Origin of the sequence: Halobacillus halophilus DSM 2266 (assembly GCF_000284515.1) — a bacterium.
Classification (GTDB): Bacteria; Bacillota; Bacilli; order Bacillales; family Halobacillaceae; genus Halobacillus; species Halobacillus halophilus.
Genome location: NC_017668.1, coordinates 1,048,133 through 1,067,320, shown reverse-complemented (window position 1 = coordinate 1,067,320; position 19,188 = coordinate 1,048,133). Strand labels below are relative to the sequence as shown.

Here is a 19,188-nt window from a genome sequence, read left to right as displayed (position 1 = left end):
GAACAACAAGGATGCGCACTTATCTAGAAGTGCGCATCTGACGTTACCTATACGTTAAATAGCGTTCATACCATTGATCAATAAATTCCGGTGAAAATGGTCCTTTCCTCTGGCGGATCCAGCGAATCAGTATATCTACGTTATTATACAATATACGATCCAGCACATGAGGATAATTCATTCTACGTTTGTGGATTTCATATTCATCCTCATCGAGAAGTTTATAGGTCATATCCGGAAACACTTTAATATCTAAATCGTAATCAATGTATTTAATCATTTCATCCTCATAAATAAAGGGAGAACTGATATTGCAATAATAGTATACTCCATCATTTCTCAACATACCGATAATGTTAAACCAGTATTTGGAGTGAAAGTAGCAGATCGCGGGCTCACGTGTCGTCCATCTCCGCCCATCACTTTCGGTGACAGTGGTCCGATCATTTGCACCAATAATGACATGGCGGGTTCCCTTCAGAACCGTGGTACTTTCCCAAACACGATGGAGATATCCATTATGCTTGTAACTTTGAATTTCAATCCGCTTTCCTGCTTCTGGGCCGGGCATGTTGATCCCCCTTCCCTATTGTAATCCGATCATGCCTTCTGTCTATTATAACTACAATTGGAAAGGAATGAAAATAATTAACCTCTTTAAAATTTACGTAAAAAAAGAAGCCGCCAATTGGCGGCTTCTCTTATTCGGGGGATTGATACAGGCTAATAAAACAGCCTGGACAAGCCTTAACCATCAATCAGGTTATTTTTTCTTAGCCTGAGATTGTTGGTTTTGCTCACGTACTTGTTGAGCATCTGTTTGAGATGCAAATTCAGCACCATATTGTTGGTTCTGATTTTGTTGAGCAGCTTGTTGGTTCTGTTGTTTAACGTGTTTTTTGTCTGTACCAGCAGCTGTTTTGTTTTGTTTTGGTTGCTTAGCCATGTTTATCACCTCCGCAAAGATTATTGTGTACACTTCTCCCAGATTTCATTCTAAAAATGAAATATTTTTTTTAGCTCCATGAAAAAAAGACGCCTCTTAGAATAGAAGCGCCTTTGGTACCAAGCTGTTAATTCATTATTCTTTTTGTTTCAATATAGCGGGACGACCAATAATTACTGGTTAGAGTGGCAATGGATATGCCATATGTAGATCCGCTATGAATAAATTGGTTATTTCCAAGATATATCCCAGCATGAGAAGCTCCTGGTTTGTACGTCTCAAAAAAAACAATGTCTCCCGGCTGACGATTCGAATGGCTCACGGATTCTAAGCTGGAGTGAGTATAAATAGAAGCCACTGTTCTCGGAATACGGATCCCCTCTTTAGCAAAAACGTACTGCAGAAAACCGCTGCAATCAAATCCTGAAGGTGACTCTCCTCCCCACTGATAAGGAGTCCCTAAATATTTCTTAGCTTCCTTGAGCAAACTTGTACTTGAAAAGGAGGATACGGGTTCTGGGGTGGTCAAATTGGATGAAGAAACCGAATCTTCAGGGGAGGAGCTTCTACTTACCTTTAATTTTTGATTGGGGTAAATCGTTGCGCTGGAAAGATGATTTAAATTCATTAGTGCTGATACAGACATCCCGTGCTTATTCGCAATCGCCCATAAAGAATCGCCACTTTTAACCGTATATGTACGAGCGCTTGAAGATGATGGAGAATCTGAGTCTTCAATGGTTGAGTTCTTTGTCTTGTCGACAATTAATTGCTGCCCCACATTAATGACATTGGTTGGAAGATCATTCCATAATTTAAGCTGAGTAACGGACGCCTCATACTTTTGGCTTATTCTCCATAAGGTATCTCCTGATTCTACTTGGTGAGTTTCCTCTGCAAATACTGCTGTGCCCCAAAGCATGGCACCTGCTAAGCTGCCACAGACCGCTGCTGCCCATCTCTTTTCATCCATTCCTCATCCCTCTGTTCCATATGTATTTTTTTGATCCACTTTCTGAAACTAATTATTCACAAAATTGATAAAAAAGTAAATAGTCCTAAACATAAACAAAACACGACATATTCTCCTGAACCTTTGGTACTACTATATTGACAAAACTATATTACATTTTTATTACAAGTGTGTTAACTATTCATTTAAGGGTGTCTAAAGTCCCGAATTCCTTTTATTGACGGGTATGCTTCAACCAAATCAACATAAAGTAAATCGAGGAGGGATTTCAATTGTATGAAGGAAGAGATTTCACGCGTTTATCCATGGAATCAAAGCAGGATTGGCAGGATGGAGAGCTTGGTTATTTCCATTATGCCTTATCTCAAACCGCTCCGTATTTGAATTCTGAAGGCGTAACCATATTGAGGGAAATCAATGAAGAAATAAAGCGCCGCGGAGGTCTTAAACAACGTGAAGCTGTTTGGACAAGCGACGCTTCTACATTTATAGATTAATGTACTTGTGAGCTTTTTGGTGGGAAACGGGGAATGGAAAGTCGTTCATTTCATCCAGGGTTACAAAGCGGGCTCGCTCATGGTCAAGTTCACCGCCGACGATTTCCGCTGTTACGACTTCCATTTCCCAAATTAAATGAGAAAATACATGCTTGATGGTTTGTTTCGTTTCTTTTAACTCAATGGTTAAACCATATTCCCCGTAAAACCAATGCGGAGCTGATACACGGTCTACATCCGCAAGTGGTACCATGGGATACTGCCACAATGAAGCTAGCAGACCACTTGAGGGTCTTTGTTCAATGAGGACTTCCCCCTGCTTGTTTTGAATCAACAGCAGCATATAAGGGGCTTTCTTCTGTTTTTTCTTTGAGGTTTTAACCGGCAATTCCTCTTCGATACCCTGTTCAAAGGCGCGGCATTGATCCTGAATTCGACAGAGCAGGCAGGACGGATTTTTTGGTGTACATACTAATGCTCCAAGCTCCATAAGACCCTGGTTAAAGGAAGAAGGATCTTCATGGGAAATCAGTTCTGTTATGAGTTCTTCAAATAGTTTTTTTGTACTTGGTTTCGCAATATCTTCTTCTACATGCAAAATCCGGGATAGTACCCGCATAACATTTCCATCTACAGCTGGAATAGGCTTGTCATAGGCAATACTTAATATCGCCCCTTTGGTATAAGGGCCGACACCTTTTAACTTTGCGATTTCTTCCGGCTCTGAAGGGACCACCCCTTGATATTCCTCAACAACTTCTCTTACTGCGTTTTGCAGATTTCTAGCTCGGGAATAGTAACCTAAACCCTCCCACGCCTTGAGCACTTCCTGTTCATCCGCTTCTGCCAGGGCTTCTAGCGTTGGGAATTTCAACAAAAAGTTATTAAAATACGGAATGACCGTATCAACACGGGTTTGTTGGAGCATAATTTCTGATACCCACACGCGGTAAGGATCCTGGTTTTCTCTCCAGGGTAAAACCCGTTGTTCATTTTTAAACCATTGAATAAGATTCTGTCTAAATAATTCTCGATCAAAATTTTGAATAATTTGCTGGACTCTTTCTAAATTTTTCATGGATCAACTTCCTTCGTGATAAACTACTAGTAGAATGGCTGGCCCAAAGGAGGAATCAGCATGGACACCGGCACACATGTGGTCATGGGTGTGGCACTCGGAGGGATCGCTACACTTGATCCAGTCGTCCAATCCGACCCTGCTTTATTCAATGCCGTATTAATCGGGACCTTAGTCGGTTCTCAAGCCCCCGATTGTGATACTGTATTGAAGTTAAAAGATAATGCGACCTATATCAGACACCATAGAGGAATTACCCACTCCGTTCCCGCGGTTCTTTTGTGGGGACTCAGTATTCCGAGCCTCATCTATTTATTCACCCCTGAAGTGAGTTTTCTACATCTATGGCTATGGACTTTCCTAGCTGTTATCTTGCACGTTTTTGTGGATATTTTCAATGCATATGGAACTCAGGCTTACCGGCCCTTTACCAACAGGTGGGTGGCTTATGGATTTATCAACACATTTGACCCTTATATTTTCATTCTGCATCTTGCCGGAATTGTAGCCTGGAATCTTGGTGCAGATCCTGGGTTGATGTGGCTCCTGATCTATTTTGTCATCGCCGTTTACTATGTCAAACGGTATTTTGATAAACGGGAAATGGTTCGATTAATTAATGAAAATTTCGACCAGGTCGAACAAATTGCTACATCTCCGACCATCCAGCAGAACATCTGGAGAATAGCGATAACTACACCTACGAATTATTATGTAGGACGTGCCGAAAACGGCCATATCACCATACTGGATAAATTCGTAAATAAACCGATTAATTATGAGGATCCTGTGGTGCAAAAGGCTTTAACAGATCATAATATCAAGGCATTTTTATCCTTTTCTCCTGTGTACCGCTATGAAATCACCTATTTTGATGAATACACAGAGGTACGCTTTATTGATTTACGTTATCGTTCTAAAGGCCGCTATCCATTCGTTGCTCTTGCCCAGATTGATGATGAACATGGAGATGACTTAAAGATATTAAATTCCTACACCGGATGGGTGTTTACGGAAGAAAAGCTTCAGAATAAGGTTAGTCCGATTCCTGAGTCGAAAGGTTAAAATCAATGTAAAAGCCGTGCTATTAAACAGCACGGCTTTTTCTTTATCAATGCATGCGTCTTTTTTTCTCAAAAAGTTCCTGGTATTTAGGATTTGTAGCGACATATTCATGAAGTTTGGGTCCATAGTTTTCAATCCAGCGTGTAACAATCTGTTCAGTCACTTGCTTTCCTTGATAATCGTACCCGGCCTTTGCCCTTGTGGAATCAAAATCTTCCCATAGTAACTCCACCCAGGTTCTTGCTTCTTCTATCGTCATATGACCGTTTTTATAATAGAGCTGATCAGCTAATCGCTCAAATATTTCATTCATTGTGTGGTTCACCTCAACTTTACCAAGGATTACAACCTCATTGTATCACATACTTACTACGCACCTGCACATACTATAATTGTCCCCCACAAAGGGACCACAGGAGGGTATCCAATGCGTAATAAGTCTAAAAACTTTCCGAATGTAAAAATGACACACTCACCGGATGATCAAAGCGATATGCTCGCTTTACGTCCAAATGGAACTATTAATAACCAGCCGCAAGAGCGGGCGGCTAAGTCCAGAGAACGTGACGTTAACCAGATCGGGAGGAATCGCCGTGGGTAAGAAAAACTTTAGACCAAGTGCCTCGCCTTTCTACGCTCATAGAGGGGTTAAGCACTTAAGTAATAAAGTAAATGGCGAAACAGAACAAACGCAGTCTGATATCATTACTGAAGTTCAAGCTAAAAAACGCATGTAAAAAAGCAGCGCGCGATCATTCGCGCGCTGTTTTTACTTATTCTCTATTTTTTGTCCTAACATGGATATTGGAAGAGCCTCTTCTGATTCTTCCGTCACTTTAACGCCGGCTTGATTACGGCGATACCCCCATGCGAATACTCCATTCATATATTGAATATAAAAGGTGTTCTCAGGGTCGCCTTCAATTTCATAAAGTTCCCCCGGTCCAAAGTCCCTTGGATTAATCATATATGATTTAGCCATGATGATTTTACGCTCATGTACCGCAAACTCATTAACCATGCCGAATTGTTCAGCTTTCTGCGCTTTCTCCGTCAAGTCAGCAATTTCCTGCCTTAATTCTTCCTGACTCATATCACTAAATCGACGTTCCATTCTATTCCTCCTCAAAACCTTACATACTAAAAGGATGTTACGCCTTTCTTTACATTTTATCAGGCTTTCTTCACAATGAATAATGATATACAAAAGATAATCAAGGAGAGAGGTTCATGAGTACCGTATTCATTACTGGCGCCGGATCAGGACTAGGCAGGGCATTGGCCCACCAGTACGGAGCTGCCGGATACAGAGTCATCGTTACCGGGCGCACAGAGAAAAAGTTATTAGTTGTACAGAGTGAAATTGAAGAAAAAGGAGGACAGGCAGAAGCTATTGTCTGTGATGTGACGGAACCAGCCTCTATTTCAGAGGCATTACGTCAGGTCGATGATTTAGATGTACTGATCAATAATGCCGGGCTTGGAATATTTGGCGAACTCCATACGTACACGAAACAGCAAATGGATGACATGTGGACGACCAATGTCCGCGGTACCATGTTAGTGACTCAAGCCGCCTATCCTAAACTAAAGGAAGCAAATGGAAGAGTACTGAACATTATCTCTACGGCCGGACTGCGCGGGAAGAAAAATGAAAGTGTTTATTGTGCCAGTAAATTTGCCGTTAAAGGATTTACAGAGAGTCTGCAGAAAGAGTGGGAAGAAGAACCCTTGACCGCCACTTCCGTCTTTATGGGCGGCATGAATACACCTTTCTGGGAAGAGTCCACTCACGTCTCCAATCCTGATCAGCTAAAGGGACCTGAAGGCGTAGCTGAACAAATTTATAACGAAGATGATGGACGGAAGGAAATTATTATCGACCAGTAATCTTCGAACTTACCTCGCATTTTGCGGGGTTTTTTATTGAAATTATATTTTGTATCACCGTGTTCGAGCAGAATTGGGTCGTGGTCACCTTTATCGGGCCGTGGGGCGCCCGCAAATAAGTCATTATCTCCCCTTAGTTAAAGATAAAAAATCAGATACAAATAAAGAAGCTGGCCCAATGGACCAGCTTCTTCCTTTATTCATGAGGTCTTACTCGCCAAGACCTTCTTCTTTCGCTTTAGCTGCAACAGCTTCTACAGCTTCGTCTTCGTCAGAACCTTCAGCGGTGAATTTAATCTCAGCACCGTTTGGAATACCTAAGGACATTACACCCATAATGGATTTCATGTTAACGGATTTTCCTTTATACTCAAGGTTTACTTCAGATTGATACTTTCCAGCTACTTGTACAAGTGCTGTTGCTGGACGAGCGTGTACGCCGTCAGCCGCAGTTATTTTCATAGAATGTTCCTTCATGACGATATCTCCTTTTTTAAATATTATTTTGTAATCTCAATAATATCTGGATCGTTATGCTGCACTTCTCCAGAGGCTTTGACACGGACTTCTTGATCTTCGGCTAAATTGGTGAATACAATCGGCGTAATAGCGGATGTAGCATTATTTCTAATGTAATCTAAATCCACTTCCATTATCGCCTGGCCTTGTTTCACTTCATCGCCTTCGGAAATAAGTGCTGTAAAGCCTTCCCCTTTCAAACTTACGGTATCGATTCCGATGTGAACAAGAATTTCCATTCCGTTCTCGGCTTCTAACCCAATCGCATGTTTGGTAGGGAAAATATTAAGGATTTTACCGTTTACCGGCGAAACTATCTTACCATCTTGCGGGTCAATTGCAAAGCCATCCCCCATCATCTTACCAGAGAACACTTGATCAGGCACGTCTGTAATCGGCATAACTTTACCTTTTATCGGGCTGACGAAGTTAAGTTCACCTTTTGATACAGGGGCTTGAGCAGCTTTTTCCTCATTTACAATTTCTGCGACATCTTCACGGGAACGAGGCGTCTTGCCATCAATAATGTCCTGCATCTGTCCACGAAGTGTATCGGAAACTGGACCGAAGATCGCCTGAATATTGTTTCCTACTTCCATAACCCCGGAAGCACCAAGTTTCTTAAGTCTATTTTTATTAACATTCTCTTTATCGTTTACGGAAACGCGTAGTCGTGTAATACAAGCATCTAAGTGGGAGATATTTTCCTGACCACCCATAGCTTGCAGGATTTCATATGGAAGATCTCCTACTTCACCTTGGTCTTCTTCGTCATCTGCTTCATCTTCACGTCCCGGCGTAGCTAAGTTAAACTTAAGAATCGCCCAACGGAAGCCAAAGTAGTAAATGACAGAGAAGATCAGTCCAACGATGATGACCCACCACCAGTCGGTACGGTTTGGAAGAACTCCAAATAGGATAAAGTCAATCAGTCCGCCTGAGAAGGTCTGACCAATTTTCACTCCTAAGATTTCCATAGTCATGAAAGAAAGGCCAGCAAATACAGCGTGAATACCAAATAAGACAGGAGCTACGAACAAGAATGAGAATTCGATCGGCTCTGTAATACCTGTTAAGAAAGAAGTTAGCGCAGCAGAAGCCATAATACCACCGACAACTTTTTTACGTCCAGGTTTCGCCGTGTGATAAATCGCGAGCGCTGCAGCTGGAAGTCCGAACATCATAAACGGGAACTTACCAACCATAAATGTTCCTGCCGTGAAATCGACTCCATCTTTAAGCTGTTCAAAGAAAATCGTCTGGTCACCGCGAATAATTTCTCCGGCTTCATTGGTATAGCTTCCAAATTCAAACCAGAATGGTGAATAGAAAATGTGGTGAAGACCAAAAGGAATTAATGATCTTTCAATTAAACCAAAGAAGAAAGCCGAAATTGTCTGGTTTCCTTCAAGCATTAAGTGGGACAAACCATTTAATCCAGCCTGTGCAAATGGCCATACCCAAAGCATGATGATACCTAAAAATAAAGACGTAAAAGCTGTGATAATCGGAACAAATCGTTTTCCTGCAAAGAATCCTAAAAACTGAGGCAGTTCGATATTAAAGTACTTATTATACAGGAAGGCGGCGAGTATCCCGACTATAATTCCTCCGAAGACCCCGGTCTGTAAGGTAGGAATACCGAGCACTTCCGCGTAGGCAGGTTCTGAGGTCATGTCAGCGTCCACGTTTCCGAGAACACCCATAACGACGTTCATAATTAAGTAACCAATAATAGCGGCTAATCCGGCGACCCCGTCACCTTTAGCTAATCCTATCGCAACCCCTACCGCGAATAAGAGCGGTAAGTTATCAAAAACCACACCACCAGATTCCTCCATTACCTTCAACAAGGTTTGAACCCATGGGGTGCCAAAATAAGGTACTTTTTCAACAAAGCTGTCCTGAGCAAAGCTTGTACCAAAAGCAAGCAGGATTCCGGCAGCCGGCAGCAAAGCTACAGGCGTCATAAGGGCTTTACCTACTTTTTGCAACGTTCCAAAAGCATTTTTGAACATGTGATTTCCTCCTTAATTATAAATTGTGATCCAAAACTGACTTCGCTTCCTAACAGATAAAACGGTTACATTTATTTTAAAAATGAAAGCGTCACATAGGACGCGTCTCATTCCAAAAGAGCAATAAAAAAGGCATGAGTATAGAAGATTAATCAGTTATCATTGGGTACACTCCACCCTTATGATAACCGCGAAATCTTCCGATACTCATGCCTGATCGTGTCAGTAACACGTAACGTTAGGATTTATGGGTTAATCGTTGTAAATGAATCGTCAAATAGATAGCTTCTGATTCATCTACTGGCTTCTTGAGCCACTTTTGCATCACTTTTATCAACTTCCAAGCTAAATTATAGCACACCGGGTATTCTTCTTTCAACATGTTTGCGAGTTTAATTTCTTCCCCAACACTTTCTCCCTGATGAACGCGATCAATGGCCCGGTGCAAATGCTGGACCAGCCGATGATAATCAATACTTTTCTTATCAATCGTGACCTTCATCGTATCTTCGACCAGCTGAACTAACTGGTTGATCAGCTGGTTATGGCGATTAATTTCCCGCAGCGTTTTATCCGTGACCGCACTATGAATGTGAAGCGCAATAAATCCAATCTCGCCTTCCGGGAATTGTATACCCAGTTTGTCATAAATCATGGTTACGACTTCCATAGCGATCTGGTATTCCTTAGGGTAAAGCGATTCAATCTCCTGAAGGAAAGGGTTGGAAAACTGCATGTTTTTCTTGGCCCGATTAATCGCAAAAGCTAAGTGATCCGTTAGAGCCACGTGGATATGCTGGTTCAGCTCTTCCCCCATCCTTTTTTCAATATGAAACAAGATATCATTCGTAAAATCAATGAGTTCTTCGTCGATGTGCGGAACCAGATCAACATATTGCTGCTTTTCCTTTTCATTACTCAAAAGGAAAGTCTTATCCGCTTTGTTGAAGGAAACCGAATCATCCTTCTTTCGATTAAATCCAATCCCTTTTCCAATTAATACGACTTCCTCATAGGAAGGATGCTCGGCAATAATCACATTATTATTTAAAACTTTCTTGATAACGACGTTTTGCTCCATCCTATCCTCCCTCCTTAAGTTCCAAGTATTTCAAATTTATTATAAAACGGTTTCAAGTGGTTGTTTCTCTATCCTATAGTTCTTAAGTTTATTTTACAAGATTCCTATCGATCAGATATTTTCCTTTGTCTAAAAGCGCTTTCGTCATGTACAATCATTAGGGTGTAAAAAAGTATTACAGGTAGGATAAAGGAAAGGAGCCTCATCCATGATTAAACTGTTTGTCAGTGATCTTGATGGGACATTACTCGGAATGGACCACTATATTAAAAATGAAGATATAGATGCGCTGAGACGGATGGTCGAACAAGGTACTCCTCTAACGGTTGCCTCCGGACGCATGGACCACGAGATAAAAGAAGTGCTGAACCGTCTCAAAGTGCCGGGACACCGCATTAGCCAAAATGGAGCTTTTGTTTACAATGAATCGGACGAACACATTCATTCTAAAACTTTTGAAGGCGATCTGGCCAAAAAGGTTATGGATCACATTGAGCAAGAGCCTATGATAAAGACTGTTTCAACTTCTGATAAGACCTTTACGAGGGAACACAATGAATGGATTGATAAGATCTCTGAACAGATGTTTCACGACATTATTGTGGAACCTCAAATGGCCGATCAGTTTGGTACAACCATCGCACCGTCGAAAATTACTCTGCACGGGAGAGAAGACGACGTGATCGCCGCCTACAAGAGGATCGATGAAGCTTTTGGTGAAAGAACAGACAGCTTTATTTCCCATGAGACGTGTGTTGATATTATGCCAAAGTCCATTAATAAAGGCAGCGGACTACATTCACTAATCGCCGAACTGGGAATCCAGCCTCACGAAGTCGCTTGCGTTGGAGATTCATTCAACGACCTGGCCATGTTCGAGCTTACGCCTTATAACTATGTGATGTCCACAGCTCATCCAGAGGTTCAGGAGAAAGCCAATACAGTTGTAGACCACGTGCATGAAGCGATTGAAGATTTAGAGAAAAAAGGATTATTATAAGATTAAAAGCTGCTGACGTTTTATTAGTCAGCAGCTTTTATTATTCTTCCATTCGGTGGAGAAGTTCATACGGTCTTACATAGTAACTTTCAACCGCTACCCCTTTTCTATCCCTGGCATCTTTGATTCTGGTTATAAATTGATCTCTTGTTACCAATTCGGTTAACTCTACTTCTGATAAATCCTGAAACATGACCTCTTCTGTCTCACCAGGACAGATTTTCAAGTGCCCACTCTCATACCTTCCTTTAAAAACAATGCACACGATTCCCTGACTCATATTGTGGTAAACCCCTGTAATCCCGTCTATGTGAGCATGGACTCCCGTTTCTTCATAAATTTCTCTCCGGATCGCTCCTTCCAGACTTTCCTCTTTTTCCATTCTTCCCCCTGGCATTTCATATGTATCATTCCGGTGTTCATTTTTCACAAGCAGAAGCTCTCCCTTTTCATTGGTGATGTAGGCAGAAACCGATACGATATGCTTAGTGAAATGGTAATCTCCAGTACTTTCAATAAAGTCTTCTTTGAGGTGTTCAAAGAGCGGACTTAATTCTTCTTTTCTCTGGGAGGCTTTATGGTAAAGTTCGGAGGCCCGCATGTTTTCTGTAATTCTTTCGCAGTCCTCATAGGAATCATACTCCCATATAGATGTAATTTCATCGCGGGCCGTTGTCACATACCTCCCGACTAGACGTGCGCCATGTCCTAATTGAGCAGGCAATATGTATTCGTGAAAAAAACGTGTGCAAGGTTCATATTGTTCAGGCCTTATCTGGTATGTATATCGCTTATAAATCATAGGTCTCCTCCGTATTGTCATAGTACTTTTGTCACCTTTATATAGTATACACGAAAATTATTTTTAAGTTAATCAAGTACTTTTTTCTTATGCCCTCAATTAAATAACTAAATTAATTCTTATAGAAAAGTTCCCATTACTTGAAGACTTGATTTCGAGATATTTGTTGAGTGGAAGGTCCTGCGGGGGACGATTTCGCTTTCCTTGGGCATGAGGTGAGCCTCCTCAGCTAAAGCCTTCCGGGGTCTCACTGATCATGTTTATCCCACAGGAGTCTACATCGTCCCCCTCCGGACCTGGCCGAATAAGAAACTCGAAATCCACCAAAACTGCCTACTAAAATTAACTGAAGAGCAAAAGAGTATCTAGCTTATTTAAGTGTACAACCCCTGATATATAAGGGTTTAAGGCTGATCCAGAACGATTACCTCTCTTATAGAAGGGTCCTTTCACTCCTTATCAGCAACGGACCTAATATATCTCGAAACGGAGTCTTCCACAATCCGGCCCTATTGTTGAATAACTTATTTACTTTGGTTTGATTTCTAACAGTAGTAAGGGACCACCTTCTGCTTTTTTCATTTTATAAAGGGGAATTTAGAGTTTTTGAACTACCCCCACTTACTCGCTGACACTCCTTGAAGTTGGGGGATTCCTAAGAGCACGAACCTAACGGTTCGTTCAAATGATTAGGCTAGCCCCGTCGCACCGACGGTTGTAAGGATTCTTTGAATCTCCTTCAATATATTGAAGCTCGCATTTAGGTCGCGGTCGTGGTGGCAGCCGCAATCTGGGCAATCCCACGTTCGAACAGCGAGATTCTTCACCTCACGGTTTTGGTATCCGCACTTGGAACACAGCTGTGAACTCGCAAAAACTTTCGACACGGTTACCAACTGCTTCCCGTACCACTTTGCTTTGTATTCGAGCATAGACGTGAACATCGACCAGCTCACATCACTAATCGATTTGGATCGTTTTCGGTTTTTGAGCATATTGGAAATTTGGAGATTTTCTACCCCGATCACATCGTGGTTTTTGATGATTTCGGTAGAAATCTTCTGCAGATAATCTTTGCGGGAGTTCGCTATCTTCTCGTGAAGTCTAGCTACTTTAATACGCTGCTTATGCCAATTCGAAGATCCCTTTTCCCTTCGGGAAAGGATACGTTGAGCTTTTGCTAGTTTCTTTTCGGTCTTACGTAGGTATCGTGGGTTTTGATAGGTGGTGCCATTCGAGAGAGCAGCGAAGTCTTTCAATCCGAGATCAATGCCAACATAAGTGTTGGATTTAGGAAGTTCCTGAATATCTGTTTTAACAAGAATGGATACAGAATATTTTCCGGTCGGATTGCGGCGAACCGTCGCACTCAAGATGCGACCTTTCACTTCACGGCTCTTGGCAAATCTCACAAGCCCCAGCTTAGGCAGTTTGATTTTGCGATCCTGGATTGCAATATTTCCGTTTGTGCATTTTGTGGTGTAGGACTGGACTTTGTTCTTCTTTGATTTGAACCGTGGAGCTTGGTTTTGCTTTTTGAAAAACCGTTCATAAGCGTCAGAAAGATGTTTGACCGACGTTTGGATGGCCGTGCTATCCACTTCCTTTAACCAAAGGAATTCTCTTTTAAGCTTGGGTAGTTGTTTGGAACAAGTAGAGTAACTCAAACCTTTTCCGGTTTCCTTGTAGGCACTGCTCCATTCAGAGAGGAAATGATTGAAGACAAAACGAGCGCAACCTATTGTCTTAGCGATGAGCGATTCTTGGGTTTTATTTGGATAGATACGAAATTTATACGCTTTATGCCTCAACCTTTCCACCTCCTAATTAGGAACATACGTTCTTACTTTAGGATATCACGGAGGGGAGAATATTCAAAGGCATTCGCCTTACGGCGATGGCATTCATCTCCCCCTTGCCACCGGTCTTCGACACGGCGCTTGAAGAGGGAGTCTTCTGCCGATGAATGATAAAACAACCGGTATAGAAAAAAATAATTCAAAACAAACCAATAAACCAGACAATTAAGTAAATTGTAAAATAAATAGTGCAAATTAAAAGAGGGAGTTCTGCTATGAAACCTATCCACCTAAATTCACCTGTATCTAGATCTTTCCAAAAAAATATGAGCTCTTTAAAAAGTTCCTTCCAATCGATGTTTATATTACCTCTCTCCTCGCTATCTGGATATTCGTTTCCTACATTTTCTACAATTCCATTTTTTCATGATAGAAAAATAAAAAGGCGACCGCTTTGGCCACCATATATTATAAGAATAATCCCAAACTAGACACTATTAACAGCATTCCAGCGAGTACTGAATTTACATACCCTTCTACTTTTGAGCCTTCCTTAATTGAAATGATTCCTGAAGTGACTACTGTCAAAGCTAGCAATAATAAAGGAAAATTACCTATACTCCAGTCTGCTATTATCGATACCAAGAAAAAAATGAACAGGGCAATTGAAGCTATTAGTACAATCTTTTTCGCTATTTTCACCTAATCATCCCCTTCACCAAATCATAACAATCTGAAACAACCCTCGCGTAGGATTGGGTCTTTTAACAAACCAGTACTGAAATCACTTAATTACTCTTCCACATATTCATCTAAAAACCGTTCAATTAGATCAAATGAAAATCCTTTACGGTATAAACCTGTCTTAATCTTTTGTTTTAATTCATACCCTTCTGCTTTATGGGCAAATTTCCGGAGTAACTTCTCTCCCTGGTAAACGACCGCTTCCCACTGCTCATCTTCACTTTCTTCCTCCGGTAGGTCAGATAAGACCTCTTTTACAACGTCTCCGCTAAAGCCTTTTTGCATCAAGGTCTGCTGGACATTTTGAATCTGCTGGCGAGCGGATTTCTTCTTATCGCTTTTTAACTTCTTTTCTGCGAATTTCATAGCTTTACTATATTGGTCATCGAAAGGATAGTGTTCAAGAGCAGCGTCTGCCTGAGAAGCCTGGACTCCTTTTTCAATCAGTTCCTTTTTTACAAGAAGCGGTCCCTTGCTTGAGGTCAGGACACGCGTTCGCACCAATGAATTGGCAAACTCCTGATCATCGAGCAGTTTTTCCTTATATAAACGGGAGACAATCTCATCAATGTGCTCCTCATCTACCTCTTTCTCATCTAAATAATCTCTGATTTCCTTCTCTGAACGCATTCGATAGCTTAAATAGTTGATGGCAAGGGTATAGGATTTATGGATCGTGTCTGTTTGAATCATCGCTTGAATAGTCGATTCATCCAGTTCCATATTCTTTTGGAGATGGTATTGGATCAGAATATCTTCACTGACACTGAATCCGTAAGCCTCCCCTTGACCATAATCTAAAAAGATATTGTAGCGTCCTTTATTTTTCTTTTGAGTCGTAATCTTTGTAAGTTTCGCCATTCTAACTCTCCCTTTTCTTCATAGTTTAGCATGATTTGGATTTACCGTTCAGCGAAAAGAATCGCTTTTACGAAAACCATTTAGTAAAATAATGGGAACGAAAGTATTTGAAGGAGGAATTATTTATGAACATAGCCGTTACCGGAGGAACAGGTTTTGTAGGCAGTCACTTATCCAACCACTTGGCTGAAGAAGGACACCACGTTTACATATTGACCCGTAGTCCCGAGAAGCATCAGGACACGAATCAAATCACCCATGTAGGCTGGTTAAAAGATGAGCATCATCCCGAAAAACATCTGCCTAAGATTGATGCCATCGTAAATTTAGCGGGAGAATCCTTGAACAGCGGCCGCTGGACAGAGGAAAGAAAGCGTTCTATTCTCGACAGCCGTATTCAAGCAACAGAAGGCGTACTCGATTTGATTGACCACCTACCTGAAAAACCTCAGGTCCTCGTGAATGCCTCCGCTGTTGGTTACTATGGACGTTCTAAAACGAAGACCTTTACGGAAGAAACGACAACACCTGGAAATGACTTCCTGGCTAATGTAGTTACAGAATGGGAAGAACGAGCTTCTCAAGCTAAGGAAAAAGGCGTCCGAACGGTTTATGTACGCTTTGGTATTGTCCTGGGCGAAGAAGGTGCTTTACCTAAAATGATGATCCCTTACAAACTAATGGTAGGCGGTAATGTCGGCTCAGGCGAACAGTGGATGTCATGGATTCATGTGGATGACGTTGCCGGACTGATTGATTTCGCTATTCACGATTCTGATTTACAAGGTCCTGTGAACGGCACGGCTCCCAACCCTTCCAGAAATAAAGATTTCGGAAAGACACTTGGTGAAGTGATGAATCGCCCTCATTGGTTGACCGCTCCCTCTTTCGCTCTAAAAGGTGCCCTCGGTGAAATGAGTATATTACTGTTAGATGGTCAGTCCGTCATTCCTAAAAAAGCGCTCGCTCATGGATACACGTTTAAATACCCTGATTTAAAGCCCGCCCTTCAATCCATTGTGCAACAATAAGCAGACAAAAAAAGACGAAGTTTTAAAAAGCTTCGTTCTTTTTGTGCTCTAAACTAATAAATTCCAGTATAATAGTTAGTAATACTACTTGAAAGGCTGTATGTTGAATGAATACCGTTATTACGAATGTTACCATCCACCCTGTCACCTCTGCTTCGATTAAGGACGCGAAATTGCACATTGTGGATGGAAAAATTAATGATTTTGGCAGGGACATCCCTCTGCCAGAGCAAGCCGAGTATATTGATGGAAAAGGGATGGATTTATATCCAGGGTTTATAGATGTTCACACTCATTTAGGACTGTATGATGAAGGAACAGGATGGGCAGGCAGTGATGCCAATGAAACCATTGAAGCAATTACTCCGCATTTGCGGGCGATTGACGGCGCTCATCCTTTAGATCCCGCCTTCTTCTCTGCTCGAAAGGCCGGTGTAACCACCGCACATATTATGCCGGGAAGCGCGAATATGATCGGAGGCACGACAGCGGTCATCAAAACGGTCGGGCATACGATAAACGGGATGATCCTTAAAGAAATAGCCGGTTTAAAGCTGGCGCTGGGCGAAAACCCGAAGCGGATCCACTCCCAATCGAAAAATGCTTCGATTACACGCCTTGGAATAATGGGGAAACTCCGTGAAACGTTTTATGCAGCTATGAAAGAACCGGAACCTGACTTAAGAGTCAAGCCCATTCTCAAAGCTCTGAACAGAGAAATCCCGGTCAGAATTCACGCACACCGCGCGGATGATATTATGACAGCCGTTCGTTTTGCAGAAGAATTCAATTTGGATCTCAGAATTGAACATTGTACAGAAGGCCACTTGATTGCAGATCAACTCGCATTTAGGGATTTACAGGTCTCGGTAGGTCCTACTTTCACCCGGGCCTCTAAAATCGAACTGCGTAATAAAACGTGGCAGACTTATAAGATATTGCATGATCACGGCATAAAAGTATCGATTACCACCGATCACCCTTATACACCTATTCAATATTTGAATATATGCGCAGCACTTGCTGCTCGTGAAGGAATGGAAATTGAGGATGCACTAAGAGGAATTACGATCACCCCTGCCAAAAACCTGGGAGTGGATGACCGTGTAGGTTCCATTGAAAAAGGCAAGGACGCTGATTTAGTTTTATGGAGCGGCCATCCTTTTGAATATCTATCTCAGCCTATCTGGACCATGATTGATGGAAAAATGGTATATTTTCAAGAATAGTAACAAATGCTAACACCGGTATAATCTACCGGTGTTTTTTTATGTTTGTTGCAATGGCTCTGTTGAAGATTATTATTGTTTTTTTATTAGAGGCTTATTACGCTACAGGGCCGGATTGTGTAAGACTCAGTTTCGAGATAGTTTTGGTCCTTTGCTGATATAGAGAGTGGCTGGCTACGGAAACATCTCGCTTTCCTACGGGGGAACTGGCAAGCCTCCTCGGTCGCTTCACTCCCTGTGGGGTCTCGCCTAGCTCCTTCTCCCGTGGGAGTCTCGTCGTTTCCTTCGCCAACCCAGCCACGTGAGAATAACGGACCCTTTTCAAGAGAGGAATGTTCTCCTCCTAAATAGGTTCTAAAATGCTTCCATAACAAGCTTTTTCACATCGTTCTAGCATGAAAATAACCTCATCACCCCATACTTTTTCTCATCAAGCAAATAGAGTGTTAGGTGGTTTCGAGTATCAGATTCGGCCAGGTCCGGAGGGGGACGATGTAGACTCCTGCGGGATGAACATGATCGGTGAGATCCCGCAGGGCTGTTAAGCCCGAGGAAGCTCACCACATGCCCGCGGAAAGCGAAATCGTCCCCCTCCGGACCTTCCGCTCAACAAATATCGCGAAACTGAGTCTTCAACAAATAGGAGCTTACGTTTAATAATTAACACGGAGATTTAATAGAAACTTTTCAGTAAAACACATTGAGCACATCAATTAGTTTGAAAATTAGCAAAATGGTGTATATGATGTATGTATAACAATTGTACAATGTTTGATGAGGTTCGTCACATCCCCTTCGATATAAATTGCCGCTAATCGGCAATTTTATATAAAAAAATCTTAAGGAGTGGAAAAATGAAAAAACTACTATCCTCTTTGGCTGCTTTTGTCTTAGTTTTGGGAGTATTTGCGCCTGCCGTATTCGCCGATAATCATGGAGATATGGCTATGGTTCGTGTCCTTCACGCTTCCCCTGATGCCCCTGCTGTTGACGTCTACGTTGATGGAAACGCTGTCGTGGAAAGCGCTGAATTTAAAGCTGCGACGGATTACATGGAACTTCCTGCGGGAGAACATACGGTAGAAATTTATGCAGCTGGTACCAAAGGTGAACAGGACGCTGTTATTTCTGCAGATGTAACGGTAGAAGCTGGTAAAGCTTATACAGCTGCTGCCATCAATAACTTAGAAAGTCTTGAATTAAAAGCTATTGAAGATTCTATGGAAGCAACAGAAGAAATGGCTAAAGTTCGTGTAGGCCACTTCATTCCTGGAGCTCCAGCCGTTGATGTCGGCCCTATTGGTGGCGAAGCCCTATTTGCAGGTGCTGAATTCCCAATGGTAACCGATTATAAAGAGTTAGAGCCTGGAACATACGACCTTGAAGTACGTACCACTGATGGAACCCAATTGATTGACCTTTCTGGAACCACAGTAGAAGCTGGTAAAGTGTATAGTGCTTTTGCGGTAGGTACAGCCGATAGTCCTGAAGTTCTACTCCTTCAAGATTCCGCTGCTATGCCTTCTGAAATGCCAGAAACAGGATTCGGTGGAACAGCTGATTCTGGTTCTAATGCTATGATGCTTGCAGCTGCATTCGGAGTAATGGCTATGGGTGCTGGATTCATCGTTTTCCGCAAACGATCTGAAGCCTAA

Annotated in this window: 22 protein-coding genes; 9 read left to right on the top strand and 13 right to left on the bottom strand. The window is 42.0% G+C overall.

The genetic code is table 11. From position 1 onward, the window contains the following. Nucleotides 1–43: 43 nt before the first annotated feature. The 3 genes from ntdP to HBHAL_RS05235 all read right to left on the bottom strand — a co-directional run bounded on the left by ntdP (nt 44) and on the right by HBHAL_RS05235 (nt 1,919). Nucleotides 44–571 (bottom strand): nucleoside tri-diphosphate phosphatase, encoded by a 528-nt coding sequence (ntdP, locus tag HBHAL_RS05245; RefSeq protein WP_014642322.1) that lies wholly within the window; start codon nt 569–571, stop codon nt 44–46. A 192-nt stretch (nt 572–763) separates the two neighbouring features. Beyond that, nucleotides 764–946, bottom strand: a complete 183-nt coding sequence (locus HBHAL_RS05240; RefSeq protein WP_014642320.1) for a gamma-type small acid-soluble spore protein — start codon at nt 944–946, stop codon at nt 764–766. Between the two features lie 127 nt (nt 947–1,073). Next, nucleotides 1,074–1,919: a C40 family peptidase gene (locus HBHAL_RS05235; RefSeq protein WP_014642319.1), complete on the bottom strand. Its 846-nt coding sequence runs from the start codon at nt 1,917–1,919 to the stop codon at nt 1,074–1,076. Between the two features lie 272 nt (nt 1,920–2,191). Here HBHAL_RS05235 and HBHAL_RS05230 point away from each other — a divergent pair, with 272 nt between their 5' ends. Next, nucleotides 2,192–2,416, top strand: a complete 225-nt coding sequence (locus tag HBHAL_RS05230; protein WP_014642318.1) for a hypothetical protein — start codon at nt 2,192–2,194, stop codon at nt 2,414–2,416. Here HBHAL_RS05230 and mutY read toward each other — a convergent pair. Further along, nucleotides 2,406–3,494, bottom strand: coding sequence for an A/G-specific adenine glycosylase (gene mutY, locus HBHAL_RS05225; protein WP_014642317.1), 1,089 nt, complete (start codon nt 3,492–3,494; stop codon nt 2,406–2,408). The genes HBHAL_RS05230 and mutY overlap by 11 nt on opposite strands. Before the next feature lie 60 nt (nt 3,495–3,554). Here mutY and HBHAL_RS05220 point away from each other — a divergent pair, with 60 nt between their 5' ends. Next, entirely contained in the window at nt 3,555–4,559 is a 1,005-nt protein-coding gene (locus HBHAL_RS05220; RefSeq protein ID WP_014642316.1) for a metal-dependent hydrolase, read from the top strand. 46 nt (nt 4,560–4,605) lie between these two features. Here HBHAL_RS05220 and HBHAL_RS05215 read toward each other — a convergent pair whose 3' ends face one another. Beyond that, nucleotides 4,606–4,872, bottom strand: a complete 267-nt coding sequence (locus HBHAL_RS05215; RefSeq protein ID WP_014642315.1) for a YfhJ family protein — start codon at nt 4,870–4,872, stop codon at nt 4,606–4,608. Nucleotides 4,873–4,986: 114 nt separating this feature from the next. Here HBHAL_RS05215 and sspK point away from each other — a divergent pair, with 114 nt between their 5' ends. Together sspK and HBHAL_RS21360 are read left to right on the top strand one after the other, a co-directional pair. Next, the gene (gene sspK / locus HBHAL_RS20740; RefSeq protein ID WP_087946046.1) at nt 4,987–5,160 is read left to right on the top strand and encodes a small acid-soluble spore protein K; all 174 of its coding nucleotides are present in this window, start codon (nt 4,987–4,989) and stop codon (nt 5,158–5,160) included. Beyond that, nucleotides 5,153–5,296, top strand: a complete 144-nt coding sequence (locus HBHAL_RS21360) for a YpzG family protein (RefSeq protein WP_158512348.1) — start codon at nt 5,153–5,155, stop codon at nt 5,294–5,296. Before sspK ends, HBHAL_RS21360 begins: the two co-directional genes overlap by 8 nt. Nucleotides 5,297–5,328: 32 nt before the next feature. On the opposite strand, the gene HBHAL_RS05210 is transcribed toward HBHAL_RS21360, so the two are convergent. Then, on the bottom strand, nt 5,329–5,673 hold the full coding sequence (locus HBHAL_RS05210; RefSeq protein WP_014642314.1) for a YfhH family protein: 345 nt from the start codon (nt 5,671–5,673) through the stop codon (nt 5,329–5,331). Nucleotides 5,674–5,789: 116 nt separating this feature from the next. Here HBHAL_RS05210 and HBHAL_RS05205 point away from each other — a divergent pair, with 116 nt between their 5' ends. Next, nucleotides 5,790–6,449, top strand: coding sequence for an SDR family NAD(P)-dependent oxidoreductase (locus HBHAL_RS05205; RefSeq protein ID WP_014642313.1), 660 nt, complete (start codon nt 5,790–5,792; stop codon nt 6,447–6,449). Between the two features lie 210 nt (nt 6,450–6,659). Here HBHAL_RS05205 and HBHAL_RS05200 read toward each other — a convergent pair whose 3' ends face one another. The 3 genes from HBHAL_RS05200 to glcT form a co-directional block, all read right to left on the bottom strand. Then, nucleotides 6,660–6,926 (bottom strand): phosphocarrier protein HPr, encoded by a 267-nt coding sequence (locus HBHAL_RS05200; RefSeq protein ID WP_014642312.1) that lies wholly within the window; start codon nt 6,924–6,926, stop codon nt 6,660–6,662. A 23-nt stretch (nt 6,927–6,949) separates the two neighbouring features. After that, complete coding sequence (ptsG, locus tag HBHAL_RS05195) at nt 6,950–8,986, bottom strand: glucose-specific PTS transporter subunit IIBC (protein ID WP_014642311.1); 2,037 nt, start codon at nt 8,984–8,986, stop codon at nt 6,950–6,952. Between the two features lie 238 nt (nt 8,987–9,224). Continuing rightward, nucleotides 9,225–10,067, bottom strand: a complete 843-nt coding sequence (glcT, locus tag HBHAL_RS05190; RefSeq protein WP_014642310.1) for a glucose PTS transporter transcription antiterminator GlcT — start codon at nt 10,065–10,067, stop codon at nt 9,225–9,227. A 208-nt stretch (nt 10,068–10,275) separates the two neighbouring features. Between glcT and HBHAL_RS05185 the strand changes: the two genes are divergently transcribed. Beyond that, nucleotides 10,276–11,067 carry an HAD family hydrolase gene (locus HBHAL_RS05185; RefSeq protein ID WP_014642309.1) on the top strand — a complete coding sequence of 264 codons (792 nt, stop codon included), beginning with the start codon at nt 10,276–10,278 and terminating at the stop codon, nt 11,065–11,067. A 40-nt stretch (nt 11,068–11,107) separates the two neighbouring features. Here HBHAL_RS05185 and HBHAL_RS20735 read toward each other — a convergent pair whose 3' ends face one another. The 4 genes from HBHAL_RS20735 to recX all read right to left on the bottom strand — a co-directional run bounded on the left by HBHAL_RS20735 (nt 11,108) and on the right by recX (nt 15,273). Continuing rightward, on the bottom strand, nt 11,108–11,869 hold the full coding sequence (locus HBHAL_RS20735; RefSeq protein WP_014642308.1) for an NUDIX hydrolase: 762 nt from the start codon (nt 11,867–11,869) through the stop codon (nt 11,108–11,110). Nucleotides 11,870–12,558: 689 nt separating this feature from the next. Beyond that, nucleotides 12,559–13,689, bottom strand: a complete 1,131-nt coding sequence (gene tnpB / locus HBHAL_RS05175; RefSeq protein WP_014642307.1) for an IS200/IS605 family element RNA-guided endonuclease TnpB — start codon at nt 13,687–13,689, stop codon at nt 12,559–12,561. A gap of 447 nt (nt 13,690–14,136) precedes the next feature. Then, nucleotides 14,137–14,370 (bottom strand): hypothetical protein, encoded by a 234-nt coding sequence (locus tag HBHAL_RS05170; protein WP_041601205.1) that lies wholly within the window; start codon nt 14,368–14,370, stop codon nt 14,137–14,139. A 90-nt stretch (nt 14,371–14,460) separates the two neighbouring features. Next, the gene (recX, locus tag HBHAL_RS05165) at nt 14,461–15,273 is read right to left on the bottom strand and encodes a recombination regulator RecX (RefSeq protein WP_014642306.1); all 813 of its coding nucleotides are present in this window, start codon (nt 15,271–15,273) and stop codon (nt 14,461–14,463) included. Between the two features lie 125 nt (nt 15,274–15,398). On the opposite strand from recX, the gene HBHAL_RS05160 reads away from it, so the two are divergent. The 3 genes from HBHAL_RS05160 (at nt 15,399) to HBHAL_RS05150 (ending at nt 19,188) form a co-directional block, all read left to right on the top strand. Continuing rightward, nucleotides 15,399–16,304, top strand: coding sequence for a TIGR01777 family oxidoreductase (locus HBHAL_RS05160; protein WP_014642305.1), 906 nt, complete (start codon nt 15,399–15,401; stop codon nt 16,302–16,304). A 107-nt stretch (nt 16,305–16,411) separates the two neighbouring features. Further along, on the top strand, nt 16,412–17,533 hold the full coding sequence (locus HBHAL_RS05155) for an amidohydrolase (RefSeq protein ID WP_014642304.1): 1,122 nt from the start codon (nt 16,412–16,414) through the stop codon (nt 17,531–17,533). A gap of 854 nt (nt 17,534–18,387) precedes the next feature. Then, on the top strand, nt 18,388–19,188 hold the full coding sequence (locus HBHAL_RS05150; RefSeq protein ID WP_014642303.1) for a DUF4397 domain-containing protein: 801 nt from the start codon (nt 18,388–18,390) through the stop codon (nt 19,186–19,188).